Origin of the sequence: Pseudomonas sp. R32 (genome assembly GCF_009866705.1) — a bacterium.
Classification (GTDB): domain Bacteria; phylum Pseudomonadota; class Gammaproteobacteria; order Pseudomonadales; family Pseudomonadaceae; genus Aquipseudomonas; species Aquipseudomonas donghuensis.
Map to the genome: position 1 here is coordinate 2,246,341 of NZ_CP019396.1, position 16,497 is coordinate 2,262,837.

The following is a 16,497-nucleotide window of genomic DNA, read 5'->3' on the forward strand; positions in this document are numbered from 1 at the left end:
CGCTTATTGCCGGGCAAGTCGAGGCGTCGCGCCGCTGCTCCTACCGCTGCGTGATGGCTGATCCAGGGGTGTCAGCGGATTGCTGAGCCGTTGTGGCGTCTCGCCGGTCAACTGGCAAAGCAGCGCGATCAGCGTGTCGCCATCCAGCGCTCCGCGCTCGCGCAGCTGCTCGGCCAGCGCGCGCAATGCCGGCCAGTAACGTCGCACCAGGCAGTGACAACGCACCAGCGCCACCGGCTCGGCATCCAGCAACTTGCGCGCGGGCAGCAGGGCGATCAGTTCATGGGCCCGGCGCAGGTCGCCGGCACCGCTGGTGGTGAGGAAACGATCAACGGCGCAATGCCGATAGACCGCTTCGGCCACCGGCCCGGCAAAGCAGTTGAGCAGATCGCGTTCGATCAGCTCGATCATCGATGGCAGATACTCGGCGATCCCCGGGGGCTCGAAGGCAGGCAATGGCACCAGGTAGTCGGCCTCGACCAGGCCCTTGACCGCTTGCAGGTTGCCACGCAAATCAACCATCGGTCCGATCAGCGCTTCGGCGCGGGTGCGCACTGTCACCCGCTTGATCGCCAGGCCGTTCCACCAGAAGGCCAGGGCATGGCCTGCTTCGTGGAAGGCGGTGCGACGCGCACGGCTGTTCATGATCATGACCTCAGGGGGAGGCGGCTACACCTACGATCTGCTCCGTCCCTGGGGTTGGTATAAGAGATTATGGCTATCGACGGGTAACACTGCGTCTATTTGCTGACTACCGGGGGCGGGACTAGCCTTGAAGATGTGCTGGCATGTGCCGGCCGGACCTGATGTGGAGATAACTAAAACGCTGGATACAAAGGTAGCTCACCCATGTCTACTGAATCGAAATGCCCGTTCAGTCAAGCCGCTGGCGGTGGTCCGACGAACCGTGACTGGTGGCCGAACCAACTGAACCTGAAGATCCTCCACCAGCACTCGCCGCAGTCCGATCCCCAAGGCGATGCCTTCAACTATGCCGAAGCCTTCAAAAGCCTGGACTTTCAAGCCCTCAAACAAGACCTGCATGCGCTGATGACCGATTCCCAGGACTGGTGGCCAGCGGATTTTGGCCATTACGGGCCGCTGTTCATCCGCATGGCCTGGCACAGCGCCGGTACCTACCGCACCGGTGACGGCCGTGGCGGCGCGGGCTCCGGCCAGCAACGCTTCGCCCCGCTCAACAGCTGGCCTGACAACGTCAGCCTGGACAAGGCCCGGCGGCTGCTGTGGCCGATCAAGCAGAAATATGGGCGGAGCATCTCCTGGGCCGACCTGATCGTACTTACCGGCAATGTGGCGCTGGAGTCCATGGGCTTCAAAACCTTCGGTTTTTCCGGTGGCCGCCCGGATGTCTGGGAGCCGGATGAAGACGTCTACTGGGGCTCGGAAAACAAGTGGCTGGGCGGCGATACCCGCTACGGCAAGGGCCCGCAGCCAATGCAGGAGCCCGGCGAAGGCACCCTGGTAGCCGAGCCCGAGCAGCACGGCAACGAAGAAAGCCGCACCGACCAGGGCCGCAATCTGGAAAACCCGCTGGCCGCGGTGCAGATGGGCCTGATCTATGTCAACCCGGAAGGTCCGGAAGGCAACCCCGACCCGGTCGCCGCCGCCAAGGACATCCGCGAAACCTTCGCGCGCATGGCCATGAACGATGAAGAAACCGTGGCCCTGATTGCCGGCGGCCATGCCTTCGGCAAAACCCACGGCGCGGGCCCTGCCGATAACGTCGGCCCGGAACCGGAAGCCGCCGGCCTTGAAGAGCAGGGCCTGGGCTGGCGCAACAGCTTTGGCTCCGGCAAGGGCGCCGACACCATCACCAGCGGCCTGGAAGTGACCTGGACCACCACGCCAACGCGCTGGAGCAACAACTACCTGGAGAACCTCTTCGGCTTCGAATGGGAACTGACCAAGAGCCCGGCCGGGGCCAACCAGTGGACGCCCAAGAACGGCGCGGGGGCCGGGATCATTCCCGATGCCCATGACCCGTCCAAGCGGCGCAACCCGACCATGCTGACCACCGACCTGTCGCTGCGCTTCGACCCGATCTACGAGAAAATCGCCCGGCGCTTCCTGGCAAACCCCGAGCAGTTGAGCGATGCCTTCGCCCGTGCCTGGTACAAGTTGATCCACCGCGACATGGGCCCACTGTCGCGTTACCTGGGCCCGGAAATGCCTAACGAGGAGCTGCTGTGGCAAGACCCGATCCCCGAGGTCGACCATGCCCTGGTCGATGACAGCGATGTCAGCGCACTGAAGGCCAAGCTGCTGGCCTCGGGGTTTTCGGTGGCCGAGTTGGTGTCCACGGCCTGGGCGGCAGCGTCGACCTTCCGTGGCTCCGACAAGCGTGGTGGTGCCAACGGCGGGCGCCTGCGCCTGGCGCCGCAGAAGTTCTGGCAGGCCAACCAGCCCGAGCAACTGGCCAAGGTACTGAGCACCCTGGAAGCCATCCAGAGCGACTTCAACAGTGCCCAGGGCGGCGGCAAGAAAGTCTCCCTGGCCGACCTGATCGTGCTGGCGGGCAGTGCGGCGGTCGAGCAGGCGGCGAAAAACGCCGGGGTCAACATCAGCGTGCCGTTTACCCCGGGACGCATGGACGCCTCGCAGGAGCAGACCGACGTCGAATCGTTCGGCTTTCTTGAGCCCAATGCCGATGGTTTTCGCAACTACCTGAAGAACAGCTACCGGGTACCGGCCGAGGCCTTGCTGATCGACAAGGCGCAACTGCTGACCCTGAGCGCGCCGGAAATGACTGTGCTGGTGGGCGGCCTGCGGGTGTTGGGGGTCAACGATGGGCAGAGCAAACACGGCGTCTTCACCCAGCAGCCGGGCACGCTGAGCAATGACTTCTTCGTCAACCTGCTGGACATGGGCGTGGAATGGAAGCCGGTGTCGGCGGCCAACGACGCGTTCGAAGGGCGCGATCGCAAGACCGGCGCGTTGAAGTGGACCGGCACCCGGGTTGACCTGGTGTTTGGTTCCAACTCGCAACTGCGGGCGCTGTCGGAGTTCTATGCCAGTGCCGACGCCAAGGAGCAGTTCGTCACGGATTTCGTTGCTGCGTGGACGAAAGTGATGAACCTGGATCGGTTTGACCTCAAGTGAGTTGAGGCGGGGGGCACCGCTCCCACAGGTATAGCGCCAAACCTGTAGGAGCGGGACTTGCCCGCCGGCCTCATCGCCGGCAAGGCCAGCTCCCACAGAGGTCGCAATCCAGGCGACACAGGCACAAGCGTTCTAGCGCTGCGCCAACCAGTAGTCATGCAACGCCCGCGCCGCCGGGGCAATCGCCACTACCCGCTGACGGTGCAAGGTCACGTCCAGATCCGCCGGCAGCTCGAATTCATCCTGCTCGGCCCATCCGGTAATCACCTGCAACGCCTGCGCTTGTGGCGCCGGTAGCGCAGGCCAGTTGGCGATGGCCATGCCGCGCAGGTAACCAAAGCACCATTCCTCCGCCAGCGGCAGTGGCTGGCCCAGGTGTTCAGTCTGCTCCAGACGAGGCGCAAACGCCTGTGGCGCCTCAACCAGCTGGGTCGCCAGGCTGTTCAAATGACGGGCACACAGCTCGACAAAGCGCTGGCACTCCTGCGCGCTTTGCCATTCCGGGTTCTGCCCACCCCAGATGGCCGGGAACCACTCGCTGATGTCCACCTGCACCGGGCTCGAAACCAGCGCGGTGAAATAACCGTCGAGCTCCGAGGCGTTGAGCACCGAATGGTCATCGCCGTACCTCTGCAAGGTGGCTTCGAGGAACTCGAAATCGGCGGCAGCGAGTGGCTGGTCGTGCATGGGTAACTCCTTGGCCGGTCAGGCGCGCGGGCAAAAGGCGGGGAGGATGGCGCTTTGTGCCGTTTTTATCCAGCCCCCCGCACGTCAGGCCACCGGAATCAGCGGGTCGGCGGCGGCCAGGGCGGCGCTGCGATCCGCAGCCGGTGGGTAGATCCACACGGTGTTGATCTGGGCCTTGAGAGCCTTGGCTTCTGCCTTCAGCAACTTTAGCTGACGGTCCCAACCCTCGGTGAACACCGCGCCCCAGGCCCCGAGGTCCAGGCAAGTCACGTACTTGGGCTGGCGGTAGGCCAGCGGTGCAACCCCGAGCAGGTCGGCGGCGACATTGTTGCCGGCGTGGCGGCCGAGGGCGATGGCGTGCTGGCAGGACATCAGCGAGTAGTTGCCCAGCTCATCGGTGGCGGCGTAGGCGACATCGCCTGCGGCATAGATATGCTCCTGGCCGATGACCTTGAGGTTGGCATCGACCTGCAGGCGCCCCTGGCCGTTACGCTCGCCGGGCACCTGTTCGGTCAGCGGGTTGGCGCGAAAACCGACGGTCCAGATCACCGTGCTGGCGTCGATCCGCCGGCCATCGGCGAGGGTCACGCCCTGGGCGTCGACCGACTCCACCGTAGCACCGAGCAGCCACTCGACGCCCAGCTGCTCGCTGGCCTCGACAATCGCCGGGGCGATGGCCTCGCCCATGGCTGCGGCCACCTTGCTGGCGCGGTCGACAATGATCACCCGCACTTCGCTGTCATCCCCCAGGACCGCTCGCAAACGCGCAGGCATTTCGGTGGCGGTTTCGATGCCGGTAAAGCCGCCGCCGGCGACCACCACGGTATTGCGCGCAAGGCTCGAGGGCCGGGACTTGAGGCTATTGAGGTGCTGCTCAAGGCGCACTGCCGATTCGAGTTCATCGACATCGAAGGCGTACTGGTGCATGCCGGCCAGGTTCGGGCGCATCAGTTGGCTGCCCGCCGCCAGGACCAGGCGGTCGTAGCGCAGTTGCTGCAAGGTGCCGGTTTCGTTGCGGTAGCCGACGGTTTTCGCCTGGGCATCGATAGCCATTGCCGAGCCTTTGACAAAGCGCACGCCCACCGCCTCGAACAACGCGCCCAAGGGGGCAAACAGCGTATGCGCGTCGGCCTCGTAGAAGCGAGGACGCATGCGCAACTCGGCCTGCGGGGCGAGTACCGAGATGGTGACGTCCTGACGGTCATGCAGGTCCAACTGCCGCGCCGCGCTCAAGGCGCTCCAGACGCCGGCAAAACCTGCGCCGATAACCAGAATGTGCTGTTGCATGGGAGAGCTCCTGACGACGAATGACCACGGGGCATCAACCGCTACGGCTGACTGCCGATGGCGCAATCGTAAGGGCAGGGCGGCGGCGGCCCCAGGCCAAATACCCCTGAGTTTCGGCCAGGCGGGTCAGGCGGTGCCGCTGAAGCGGCTGCGGTAGTCGCGCGGCGAGATCGACAGGTGGCGCTGGAAGGTGCTGCGCATCCGCTCCTCGTCGGCAAAACCACACTGGCGGGCGACCTGCTCGATGTTGCCGGTCGAGCTTTCCAGCAGCCGCCGGGCAGCTTCCAGGCGGAACAGTTCGATGGCCTTGGACGGCGTACGGCCGGTCTTGAGCTTGTACATGCGGGTGAAGTTACGCGGGCTCATGCACGCCTGTTGGGCCAGGCGCTCGACGTTCAGGCGCGGGTCGCCGAGGTTTTCGCTCAGCCACAGGTGCAGGTGCTCAAACGCTGCGGCGTCCCGGCTTTGTGACTGCAGCAGAGTGCTGTACTGGGCCTGGCCGCCCGGGCGCTTGAGGTACACCACCAGTTCGCGGGCTACGGCCATGCTGACCTCGCGACCGCAGTCGGCCTCTACCAGGGCCAGGGCCAGGTCGATGCCGGCACTGACCCCGGCCGACGTCCATACCGTACCCTGCTGGATGAAGATCGCATCGGCATCCACCTCGATGGCCGGGAATGCCTGCTTGAGGGTGTCGCACATGGCCCAGTGGGTGGCGGCGCGGCGTCCGTCGAGCAGGCCGGCCTTGGCCAGCAGAAAGGCCCCGCTGCACACCGAGGCGATACGCCGGCCCCGCGCGGCATTGGCGTGCAGCCAGTCGGTGAGGGTGCTGTAGTCGTCCAGGGTCTGGCAGATTGCCGGGGCGCCGGGGACGATAAAGGTGTCGATGGCCACGGCGGCCAGTTGCTCCAGGCGCGAGGTATCCACGGCCAGGCCCTCGGCACTGGGTACCAGGCCGCCTTCCAGGCTTGCGGTATGCAGTTGGTAACCGGGCAGACCGCGCGCCTGCATGACCCTGGACGCCGCCCAGAACACCGTTTGCGCACCGGTCAGGTCGAGCAGGCCCATCTGTGGGTAGGCGACGAACGCAATGTGGCGGGGCGGGTTCAGGGGCTTCATCGCTGTGGTTCTTGGTGGTGGATAGCGGTTGGCAAATTTTACCAGAACGCCGGGCGGCGCACGTCTGCCTGAGCGGCTGATGTGCAGCGTCAAGGGCGCGAGCAGGCCGCGGGGTCAGTCCATGGGCGTCAACTGGCTCAACTGCTCGGCGCTGGGAAAGCCGAGGGTGCGAAAGCGTGGCGGGTAGAGCTCGCCGTCTTTGCTCAGCAGCTCGCCCAGCAGCGACTCGACCTCGTGCCAGGCAACCATCCGGGTCTGTGCCGAACCATCGGCCTGAGGCTGGACCAGGATCACCCGGTCGGTTTTCGGCAGTGAAGTGAACACGCCCTCGGTCCAGGCCGCTATCGAGAAGCTGCTGCCGGGGTTGTCGGCATCGCTGTAGAGCCTGTGGGTGGCGACGAAGATGTCCTCGGGGTGGGCTTCGTGGATCTTGTCGAGAAACTCTTTTTGCGTGCTATAGAGGCCGTGGTGCAACAAGCGCTGCAGGTCGCCCAGGCGCGCTTGCAGGTGCCCGTCCTGCACCTGGAAGGGAACGATCCGGCGGTCCTGGTAGGTGTAGATCCGGCTGGACTGCGCGCGGCCGTTTTCCAGGGCATGGAAGCACAGCTCGACCATCTGCCGCAGGCCTTCGGCGTCCTTGTCACCGGTGACCATCAGCACATCGCGGCTGGGCATCATGAACACTGGCTGCCCCAATACCGGCACGCGCTGCAGCACGTCGGGCAGCAGCACCCGGCTGGTGTCGTAGCCGTCCTGCCAGGCGCCCTGGTACAACCCCGGGAGGATCTGTTCGAAGGCATCGGGGCTGGCGTCGCGCAGGTTGTCGAGGGCGATTGCCAGTGCCTGCTCAAGGGTGATGCCCCAGTCCTGTTGCGGGCCCATGGTCTGGGTCGAGGTGGTGTCGGGGTAGTCCACCGCCAGCAAGGTGACGCAATCCTCCGAGAACGGCTGCCAGGCCAGCGGGCAGGGCGAGTCCCAGCCCTCGCTGCGCACATGGTGCAGGCGGATCTCTTCGAGCATCGCCAGGTTGCGGATCACCGGCCTCAGTAGCGGGCGCACCTGCGCCAGCGGTTGTGGCGCTGTGCTGTTGCGGGTGTCGATCAAGGCGCGCAGGTAACTGGCGAGCACATCGGCTTTGCGCGACTTGTCGGCGTTCAGGTAGTCGCGGTAGGCGCTGTGCAGGTTGAAATAGCCGCTGTCGCCGTAGCGCAGGCGAAATTCGTCGGCCAGGTAGTCCAGGGGCTCGGCATAGCCGCCGGCACGGGCGGCCTTGATGAAGGTCCGGGCAAACCCTTCCTCTGTAGGTGTGCGTCTGAACAGCGTGTCGAAAAGTGCCCTGAACATGTGCGAAGTCCTCCGTGAACGCGAACTGCGCATGATGCTCGTGGCGTCGGGAAGGGTAAAGCTGAATCGAGGCTGGCGCCGGAGCTGGGGCTCCGCCCGATTTTGCAACCCCGCACGCGGCTGAATGCACCGCTGCCCGCTGGCCACCCGTTCCTCTGTGGGCATTTTTGGTGCTAAATAGGCCGCTCAGGTAATTCGTCCAGACCCTGCAGCGTCATGCCGTGCAATGAGAACAGCTATGAGAACCCATCTTGAAACCCGTGAAGTCCCTGTGTTCCAGACCCCTTGTGATGGAAGCCTTCACCCAGTCAGCCATCAACAGTCGGCGGTAGCAGCATGATCGAAGTCACAGAGGTTTCCATTGCCCAGCTGCGCGCTGCGCTCGAGTCCGGCCAGACCACTGCGGTTGAACTGGTTAAAGCCTACCTGGCGCGTATCGACGCCTACGATGGCCCGAACACTGCCACCAAGCTCAACGCCGTGGTGGTGCGTAACCCCGAAGCCTTGAGCGAAGCGCAGGCTTCCGATGCGCGCCGCGCCAAGGGCCAGGCCCTCGGCCCGCTCGACGGCATCCCTTACACCGCCAAGGACAGCTACCTGGTCAAGGGCCTGACCGCCGCCTCCGGCAGCCCGGCCTTCGCTGACCTGGAGGCCTATCGCGACGCCTTCACCATTGAACGCCTGCGCGCTGCCGGCGCCATCTGCCTGGGCAAGACCAACATGCCGCCGATGGCTAACGGCGGCATGCAGCGCGGGGTCTACGGCCGCGCCGAAAGCCCGTACAACGCCGACTACCTGACGGCACCCTTTGCCTCGGGCTCATCCAACGGTGCCGGTACCGCCACCGCCGCAAGCTTCGCGGCTTTCGGCCTGGCGGAAGAAACCTGGTCGAGCGGCCGCGGCCCGGCCTCGAACAACGGCCTGTGTGCCTACACGCCGTCGCGCGGGGTGATCTCGGTGCGCGGCAACTGGCCGCTGACGCCGACCATGGACGTGGTGGTGCCCTTTGCCCGGACCATGGCCGACCTGCTGGAAGTGCTCGACATCGTCGTCGCCGAGGACCCGGACAAACGCGGCGACCTGTGGCGCCTGCAGCCTTGGGTACCGATCCCGAGCGTCGACTCGGTGCGCCCGGCGTCCTACCACGAGCTTGCGGCCGATGCCAGCGCGCTCAAGGGCAAGCGTTTCGGCGTGCCGCGTATGTACATCAACGCCGACCCTGAAGCCGGCACCAGCGAAGCCCCCGGCATCGGTGGCCCGACCGGGCAGCGGATCAACACCCGGCCGTCGGTGATCGCCCTGTGGGAGCAGGCGCGCAAGGCGCTGGAAGCGGCCGGTGCCGAAGTGATCGAAGTCGACTTCCCGCTGGTGTCCAACTGCGAGGGCGACCGCCCGGGCGCGCCGACCGTGTTCAACCGCGGTCTGGTGTCCAAGGAGTTCCTCCACCATGAACTATGGGACCTGACCGCCTGGGCCTTCGATGATTTCCTCCAGGCCAACGGCGACCCCAAACTCAACCGCCTGGTCGACGTCGACGGGCCGAAGATTTTCCCGCATGATCCGGGCACGCTGCCCAACCGCGAAGGCGACCTGGCGGCCGGCATGGACGAATATGTGCGCATGGCCGAGCGCGGCATCACCCCGTGGGACCAGATCAGCACCGTGCCGGATGGCTTGCGCGGCCTGGAACAGACCCGGCGCATTGACCTTGAAGACTGGATGGATGCACTCAAGCTCGACGTGGTGATCTTCCCGACCGTCGCCGACGTTGGCCCGGCCAACGCCGATGTCGACCCGGCGTCCGCCGACATTGCCTGGAGCAACGGCGTGTGGGTGGCCAACGGCAACCTGGCGATCCGTCACCTGGGCGTGCCGACGGTGACCGTGCCGATGGGTGTGATGGCCGATATCGGCATGCCGGTGGGCTTGACCTTTGCCGGCCGCGCCTACGACGATTCGTCGTTGCTGCGCCTGGCGGCGGCGTTTGAGTCGACCGGGTCCAAGCGCCTGGTGCCTCCGCGTACGCCAGCGCTGGCCAGCGGCAAGTAAGCAAAAGGGGCGGGTGACCGCCCTTTTTTAGTTCCCCAGACACGAGATATCCATGGCTAACCAAGACATCAGTTTCATCCCCGATCCGGACGCCGAGTCGATCTCTTCCGACGTTGCCGGTTTCGCTGGCATCCTGGTCTCGACCCAGATCCCTACCCGTGCCGACGGCAGCCTGGAACTGGGCGATATCACTGCCCAGAGCGAGTGCACCCTGCAAGCGCTCAAGGTCGCCCTGGAGCGTGCCGGCAGCTCCATGGACCGGGTCCTGCACCTGACCATCTACCTTACCGACATGGCCGAGCGTGCTGCTTTCAACGAGGTGTACCAGCGCTTCTTCGCCAAGCCCTGGCCGGTACGCGCCGCCGTCGGCGTGGCCTCGCTGGCAGTGGAAGGCATGCGTGTGGAAGTAACGGCGATGGCGGCCAAGGCCTGAGTTGTTGCGGTGGCTGGGCTGGCCTCATCGCGGGTCAAGCCCGCTCCTACAGGTCTTGCGCTAATCCTGGGAACAGCGCCGAACCTGTGGGAGCTGGCTTGCCAGCGATAGACCTACACAGGCCACCGGGCAGGCTACGGGTGCCGATCGGGCGTTTCGCCGCTACAATGCGCGCCTCGACCGTGACAGCCTGACTAAAAAAACATGTCCCTGCCCAAGCATCACCTGGAATTGCTCAGCCCCGCCCGCGATGTCGCCATCGCCCGCGAGGCCATTTTGCATGGCGCCGACGCCGTGTACCTCGGCGGCCCGAGCTTCGGCGCTCGCCATAACGCCTGCAACGACGTCAGCGATATCGCCCAGTTGGTGGAGTTCGCCCATCGCTACCACGCCCGGGTGTTCACCACCATCAACACCATCCTCCACGACAACGAGCTGGAGCCGGCGCGCAAGCTGATCCACGAACTGTACGATGCCGGCGTCGACGCGCTGATCGTCCAGGACCTGGGGGTGATGGAACTGGACATCCCGCCGATCGAGCTGCACGCCAGCACCCAGACCGACATCCGCACCCTGGCCCGGGCCAAGTTCCTCGACCAGGCCGGCTTTTCCCAGCTGGTGTTGGCCCGTGAGCTGAACCTGCAGGAAATCCGTGCCATCGCCGACGAAACCGACGCGGCGATCGAGTTCTTCATTCACGGCGCGTTGTGCGTGGCCTTCTCCGGCCAGTGCAACATCTCCCACGCCCAGACCGGCCGCAGTGCCAACCGTGGCGACTGCTCCCAGGCCTGCCGCCTGCCGTACACCCTTAAAGACGAGAAGGGCGGTGTGATCGCCTACGAGAAGCACCTGCTGTCGATGAAGGACAACAACCAGAGCGCCAACATCCGTGCCCTGGTCGAGGCCGGTGTGCGCTCGTTCAAGATCGAAGGGCGCTACAAGGACATGGGCTATGTGAAGAACATCACCGCCTACTACCGCCAGCGTCTGGACGCCGTGCTCGAAGACCGCCCGGACCTCGCCCGCGCCTCCAGCGGGCGTACCGCGCACTTCTTCCTGCCCGACCCGGACAAGACCTTCCACCGCGGCAGCACCGATTACTTTGTCAGCGAGCGCAAGATCGACATCGGCGCCTTCGACTCGCCGACCTTCACCGGCCTGCCGGTGGGCGTGGTTGAAAAAGTCGGCAAGCGTGACCTGCAGGTGGTCACCCATGAGCCACTGTCCAACGGCGACGGCCTCAATGTGCTGGTCAAGCGCGAAGTGGTGGGTTTTCGCGCCAACATCGCCGAGCCCAAGGGCGAGTTCGATGAAGAAGGCGAGAAGCGCTACCGCTACCGTGTCGAGCCCAACGAGATGCCCAAGGGCCTGCACCAGTTGCGGCCGAATCACCCGCTGAGCCGCAACCTCGACCACAACTGGCAGCAGGCCCTGCAGAAGACCTCGGCCGAGCGCCGTATCGGCCTGGCCTGGGTTGCGCAGTTGAGCGAGCAGCGCCTGGCGCTGACCGCCACCAGCGAGGAGGGCATCAGCGCCAGCGTCGCCCTGGACGGTCCGTTTGGTTTGGCCAACAAGCCGGAGCAGGCGCTGGAGCAACTGCGCGACCTGCTCGGCCAGCTGGGTACCACCGAGTACCATGCCACCGACGTTCAGCTTGATGCGCCGCAGGCGTATTTCATCCCCAACTCGCAGCTCAAGGCGCTGCGCCGCGAGGTCATCGAAGCGCTGACCGCCGCGCGCATCCAGGCGCACCCGCGCGGTGGCCGCAAGGCCGAGACCAGCCCGCCGCCGGTGTACCCGGAGTCGCACCTGTCGTTTCTGGCCAATGTCTACAACCAGAAGGCCCGCGACTTCTATCACCGTCACGGGGTCAAGCTGATCGACGCCGCCTACGAGGCCCACGAAGAGCCAGGCGAAGTGCCGGTGATGATCACCAAGCACTGCCTGCGTTTCTCCTTCAACCTGTGCCCCAAGCAGGCCAAGGGCGTTACCGGCGTGCGCACCAAGGTCGCGCCGATGCAGTTGATTCACGGCGATGAAGTGCTGACCCTGAAGTTCGACTGCAAACCGTGCGAAATGCACGTGATCGGCAAGATGAAAGGCCACATCCTCGGCCTGCCGCAACCGGGTAGCGTGCAGCAGGTGGTGGGCCACATCAGCCCTGAAGACCTGCTCAAGACCATCCCCCGCGCACCGCACTGAGTGAGGCATCGCGGGGCAAGTCGAAGCGTCGCCCCGCGATCATAACTAAGGTGCAGGCTGCACTGACAGCGCCGCATGCGCCTTGAGTTCTGCATCGATGAAGGCTGCGATCATTGCCCGGTAAACCCGCTCGACCACCTCTTCAGAGGCGCCGGACTCCGCGGCCAGGGCGCGCACTTTGGCGATCACCTGCTCGACCCGTGCCGGGGCGCGGACATCGTCGTGGGTTTTCTTGAACGCCGCCGCCTGGTTGACCAGGTTGCCGCGCCGGGCGAGCAGGGCGACCAGTTCGCGGTCGATGCCGTCGATGTGGTGGCGAACTTCTTCGATCGAGGTGCAGTGTACGTCCATGTGAACTCCTTTCAGTAGACAGCGTGGCGGTAGCCAGTTGATTTCCAGTAGTATGCCTGAACGGACTCTGGCCCCTGAAGTGTGGGGCCGACAGCCAGGAAGGTAATGTGACTCTACAACTGCAAATCCAACAGATCTTCAGCGGCCTGGCCTTTGCCAGGCCGTTGTTCTATCGCTACCCGCAAGGCCTGCGCTTCGAGCTGGCCGAAGGCGCCGGGACCCTCGAGCGCTTTCTGCTGGCGGTCAGCAAGGCAACCACGGTGTGCCGCGACCTGTTTGCCGGCGAGCAATCGATGGTGGTGTGCCTGCGCGTGCACTCCAACGGTAACGGTTTTGCCCATCGCGACGTGTTGCGCGATCTGCGTGCCGCCGGTATTCGCATCCCCGCCCAGCGCTCACTGTGGAGCCAGCGGCTGGACCCGGACGACTGGTTCGAAGAGCACCAGCCCGAGTACTGGCTGCACCTCGCCTTCGAGGCGCCACTGTCGCTGCTGCAACCGGTGCTCTGGTGCGCATTGGCCGATAACCCGGGGACCATTCGCCCGAACCCTTGCTGCGCTGTCTACCTGTTCAACCTCAACCAGCGGTTGATGGCCTTGCCCTATGACGATCGGGGCATGGATGTGGTGGGCCCCAACCATGACGTGCTCTCGCTGCTGTACCGTCAGCATCAGCCGTGGCTGCTGGACTACGACCGCGAGCGCATGGACGCGACTTTCGCCACCGTCCTGCATTGACTCACTGCAGCGACTCGATTTTCCAGCGCCAGGTGCCCAGCGGGTTGTCTTCTCGGGTACGGACGAACACGCCATAGTCGCTCAGGTAGCTGTAGCCTTCGACCCAACGGTTGCCGCGTGGGCTCTGCCAGGTGCAGGTCAACGGCTTGGCGCTGCCCTGCAGGGCCGAGTGCAAGGTGCTGGCCGGTCGCGCCTTGCCGACCTGGCAGTGGGTGGTGCGGGTAATGCTCGCGGTTTGCCCGGCATAGCTGATGGTGTAGCTCAGTTGCGCATGGGCGGGCAGGGTTTGCCAGGCGCCGGTGAATGACAGCGCGGTCAAGCTGTCGCTGGCGTCCTGTTCCTGCCCGGTCATGATGTCGATACCGCGTGCGGCCAGATCGAACAGGCCGCGAAAACTCAGTTGCAGCTGTTGCGCTATCGTCGGGTCCACGGCCTGTAGTAACAGCTGGCCGGAGCGGCTGTCGTTGCTGAGGAACACCTGACGCGGCCTGTCGACGGTAGCGTTCCCGTCGGTCAGCTTCGCCTCGTAGCGATAGTCCAGCCTGTGCAGGGTCAGGCGTGGCGCCGGCAGCTCCAGGGCGGCGATGGCCGCAAGCACTTCAGGCCTGGCCCTGGGCGGCAGGAACGGCGGCGGCAACGGCGTACGGGTTTTGAGCGGCGCAAGCTTGGCAAGCTCGGCCGGCGGTTGGCAGGCGGCGTTGAACAACTGCTGATAGTACAGCGGGGCCTGCCGGTAGAACGCGCTGAAGGGCTGCGACTTGAGCCGGGTGCTGTCTACGCGGTTGTCGTTGTCGAGGAAGAACTGGCTTTGCCGGCTGATGAGCTGGCGCTCGCAATAAAACGCCAGGTGCTCGCGGCTGTGCAGGGCCATCACCGCGTGGCCGTATTGCATTGGATAGCGGTGGCGCTGGATGCCGGTCCAGGCGTAGGTAATGCCGCCCTCATGCTGCAGGCTGTTTAGGTCGATCAGCAGCCAGTCCTGATCCGCGTCCAGGTTCAGGGCTCGCCAGTCGGGGGCCTGACGCTGGTGCATAGGCAGGTGGCCGTCGCCTGGCGGGTCGGTCTCGCCACCTGCTGGGATGAGACTGCAAGCGGCCAGGGTGAACACACCGAGACCCGCAGCAAGCGGCTTGAGGGCGAAGCGGGCGAGGGCATCCATGCGCATGAGCTCTAGGGTCAAAGCGCGGAGTGTACCGAATGCCTGCGCCAAGCTGTATGCCTGGCGCTATCCCTTGGTACGCCAGATCTGCGGCCAGTGGGCGGTATCCACACTGTCGCACCAGCTCATCCGGCTAAATGACTTGAGCTGCATCACGGCTCCGTCATAGCGCCAGGTTGCATTCGCGCCGCAGTAGCGCCCTCCCGGCTGCAGCTGGGTCAGCTCGCCGCGGGCCGGGTCGAACTTGAAAAAGCCATACATCTCGCCGCCCAGCACATCATGCTTGGGAACCGAGATGTGCAGCGAGGTGGGTTGATAGGGTGCGGTTCGCAAGGCGCGGTAATAGCTGTACATGCAGCCCTGGGCCGCACAGCCGTAGCGCAGGCCTACCAGCACATGGGTCGCGTCCAGGGCCGAGACCTCGGCTTCGGCTTGCCAGTTGTCATACTCGGGCTCACTCCATTCATGCCGGGTGATGGCAATGACTGCGTCGGCGATGGCCTTCTGCTCACCATCGCTCACCCCTGGCGCCGGTGTGAAGGGGGCGAGGGTGGGTGTCGGCGGTGCTGGCGGCAACTGGCTGTCGGGTCGCGTGCCGGGGTTTACGAAAGCGCTGGGGTGACCGATGCGTCCCTGCACTGAGTCGATAAACAGCAAGGAGGCACTCAGGCCCTGCAGCGATACCGGGTGCTGGTCGTTGGTAGTGTCCAATGACAGGGTCTGGCCGTTGCGCAGTTGGCGCAGCAACCTCACGGCGACGTCACCTTTTGCGTGATAACCCATCTGCCCCTGCGAGCCTGGCCGAAATCCCGCTGGCGCCGGGCCGCCGTCGATCAGCAGCCTGGCGCCCAGGTCGACACTGGCGTCGGTGAACAGGGTCAAGGCGGTGGCACCTTCGGCCCCGGCTTCGCGCACAAGCTCAAGGCCCACGCCCTGGTCGACGCTACGCGACACGGCGGTACAGCGCCGGGTGTTGTCGCAGCCCACAACCCATTCCTTGAACTGCTTGAGCACCGGCTCCTGTTCCGGTTCCGGCGCGGCCAGGGCCAGGGCCGGCAGGAGCATCAAGGGCAGCCAGTTCCATCTTGCGTCAACCATTGTGGTTCAATCCTGCGGGGTAAGCGAACGTGCGTTTTGGCCGGGCATCATCGCAGAAGCCAGGCCAACTTCAAGCCGTTGCCGATGAGAACTCCGAGGCTGCTGTGCTATCCAACGGGTATGACACGGGAGGTAACTGCAATGAACAGCAATGACCGCGACAAGCCCGCCAACGAGACGGACAAGCCTGCTGAAGACAACGACCCTGCCAACCGGCCGATCACCCCGACCACCCATCGTACCCAGGCAGACGCCGCCGAAGAGCTCAGCCGCAAGATCGCTGAAATCGAGCGCAAGGTGGCGGACGGTAATTGATGTTGTGGCAGGTGTAAAAGATCGCGGGGCAAGCCTGCTCCCACGGTTGAGTTTTATATTAAGTAAAGGGCCGCAATGGCCCTTTACTTACAACCAACTCATCTAAGTGCCGCGTTTATTTACACAGGGTATAGCTGCCCTGGTGCGCACCGCCCCTGTACAAGTCAAAGCGGTAACCGGCGCCAGCGCCGAAGTTGTAGGAACCACCGGTCAGTGTCCAGGAGCCTGCGCTGACGGAAAATCCGCCGCTTACCTGGTCTACTTCCTGATCGTCCAGCACCCGCAGGGCGGCTGGCGTGGCGGTGGTCATGTCGATGTTTTGTGCATGGGTCATGAGATAGTTACCTCGTTGATACAGTGGGTTCGTCCTAGGTTGATCCCCCCAGGAGAGGGCCTGGGCGCAGCGTATTACTCATTTTAAAAATGAGAGACCGATCACAGTTGTAATTACAGTTGTTCGCTGTTTCGATCCCCGGCCAAGTTAGTAATGCCACGGGCTCACGTGCAATAGTACAAGTGTGCTAGTGCCTGCGGATTAACCCGCCGTTATGCTGCTACGGACTCAGGTGAACAGTCTGTTCAGTGTGATTAACGTT

15 protein-coding genes are annotated in these 16,497 nt (G+C 64.6%); 6 read left to right on the forward strand and 9 right to left on the reverse strand.

All coding sequences use genetic code 11. From position 1 onward, the window contains the following. Nucleotides 1–3: 3 nt before the first annotated feature. A complete protein-coding gene (locus PspR32_RS10420) occupies nt 4–645 on the reverse strand; it encodes a hypothetical protein (RefSeq protein ID WP_036996143.1) in 642 nt (213 codons plus the stop codon). Between the two features lie 204 nt (nt 646–849). Between PspR32_RS10420 and katG the strand changes: the two genes are divergently transcribed. Beyond that, the gene (gene katG, locus PspR32_RS10425) at nt 850–3,120 is read left to right on the forward strand and encodes a catalase/peroxidase HPI (protein WP_159388420.1); all 2,271 of its coding nucleotides are present in this window, start codon (nt 850–852) and stop codon (nt 3,118–3,120) included. Between the two features lie 132 nt (nt 3,121–3,252). Here the strand turns inward: katG and PspR32_RS10430 are convergent, their stop codons facing one another. The 4 genes from PspR32_RS10430 to PspR32_RS10445 all read right to left on the reverse strand — a co-directional run bounded on the left by PspR32_RS10430 (nt 3,253) and on the right by PspR32_RS10445 (nt 7,557). After that, nucleotides 3,253–3,807 carry a UPF0149 family protein gene (locus PspR32_RS10430; protein ID WP_010225586.1) on the reverse strand — a complete coding sequence of 185 codons (555 nt, stop codon included), beginning with the start codon at nt 3,805–3,807 and terminating at the stop codon, nt 3,253–3,255. 84 nt (nt 3,808–3,891) lie between these two features. Further along, a complete protein-coding gene (locus PspR32_RS10435) occupies nt 3,892–5,094 on the reverse strand; it encodes an NAD(P)/FAD-dependent oxidoreductase (protein WP_100782250.1) in 1,203 nt (400 codons plus the stop codon). A 126-nt stretch (nt 5,095–5,220) separates the two neighbouring features. Next, nucleotides 5,221–6,213: a GlxA family transcriptional regulator gene (locus PspR32_RS10440; protein ID WP_010225588.1), complete on the reverse strand. Its 993-nt coding sequence runs from the start codon at nt 6,211–6,213 to the stop codon at nt 5,221–5,223. A gap of 114 nt (nt 6,214–6,327) precedes the next feature. Beyond that, nucleotides 6,328–7,557 (reverse strand): hypothetical protein, encoded by a 1,230-nt coding sequence (locus PspR32_RS10445; protein WP_159388421.1) that lies wholly within the window; start codon nt 7,555–7,557, stop codon nt 6,328–6,330. Nucleotides 7,558–7,893: 336 nt separating this feature from the next. On the opposite strand from PspR32_RS10445, the gene PspR32_RS10450 reads away from it, so the two are divergent. The 3 genes from PspR32_RS10450 (at nt 7,894) to PspR32_RS10460 (ending at nt 12,241) form a co-directional block, all read left to right on the forward strand. Then, the gene (locus PspR32_RS10450) at nt 7,894–9,606 is read left to right on the forward strand and encodes an amidase (RefSeq protein ID WP_159388422.1); all 1,713 of its coding nucleotides are present in this window, start codon (nt 7,894–7,896) and stop codon (nt 9,604–9,606) included. A 52-nt stretch (nt 9,607–9,658) separates the two neighbouring features. After that, nucleotides 9,659–10,039: a RidA family protein gene (locus PspR32_RS10455; protein ID WP_010225593.1), complete on the forward strand. Its 381-nt coding sequence runs from the start codon at nt 9,659–9,661 to the stop codon at nt 10,037–10,039. A gap of 204 nt (nt 10,040–10,243) precedes the next feature. After that, nucleotides 10,244–12,241 (forward strand): peptidase U32 family protein, encoded by a 1,998-nt coding sequence (locus tag PspR32_RS10460; RefSeq protein ID WP_010225595.1) that lies wholly within the window; start codon nt 10,244–10,246, stop codon nt 12,239–12,241. 45 nt (nt 12,242–12,286) lie between these two features. On the opposite strand, the gene PspR32_RS10465 is transcribed toward PspR32_RS10460, so the two are convergent. Then, entirely contained in the window at nt 12,287–12,592 is a 306-nt protein-coding gene (locus PspR32_RS10465) for a chorismate mutase (RefSeq protein WP_036996093.1), read from the reverse strand. 107 nt (nt 12,593–12,699) lie between these two features. Here PspR32_RS10465 and PspR32_RS10470 point away from each other — a divergent pair, with 107 nt between their 5' ends. Continuing rightward, complete coding sequence (locus PspR32_RS10470) at nt 12,700–13,329, forward strand: DUF3885 domain-containing protein (protein WP_036996092.1); 630 nt, start codon at nt 12,700–12,702, stop codon at nt 13,327–13,329. 1 nt (nt 13,330) lies between these two features. On the opposite strand, the gene PspR32_RS10475 is transcribed toward PspR32_RS10470, so the two are convergent. Together PspR32_RS10475 and PspR32_RS10480 are read right to left on the reverse strand one after the other, a co-directional pair. After that, nucleotides 13,331–14,488 carry a hypothetical protein gene (locus PspR32_RS10475; RefSeq protein WP_159388423.1) on the reverse strand — a complete coding sequence of 386 codons (1,158 nt, stop codon included), beginning with the start codon at nt 14,486–14,488 and terminating at the stop codon, nt 13,331–13,333. Between the two features lie 66 nt (nt 14,489–14,554). Then, on the reverse strand, nt 14,555–15,586 hold the full coding sequence (locus tag PspR32_RS10480) for a DUF1176 domain-containing protein (RefSeq protein WP_159388424.1): 1,032 nt from the start codon (nt 15,584–15,586) through the stop codon (nt 14,555–14,557). Between the two features lie 141 nt (nt 15,587–15,727). Here PspR32_RS10480 and PspR32_RS26170 point away from each other — a divergent pair, with 141 nt between their 5' ends. Continuing rightward, nucleotides 15,728–15,901, forward strand: a complete 174-nt coding sequence (locus tag PspR32_RS26170; RefSeq protein ID WP_162835463.1) for a hypothetical protein — start codon at nt 15,728–15,730, stop codon at nt 15,899–15,901. A 115-nt stretch (nt 15,902–16,016) separates the two neighbouring features. On the opposite strand, the gene PspR32_RS10485 is transcribed toward PspR32_RS26170, so the two are convergent. Further along, nucleotides 16,017–16,235, reverse strand: coding sequence for a hypothetical protein (locus PspR32_RS10485; RefSeq protein ID WP_010225604.1), 219 nt, complete (start codon nt 16,233–16,235; stop codon nt 16,017–16,019). Between the last annotated feature and the right edge of the window lie 262 nt (nt 16,236–16,497).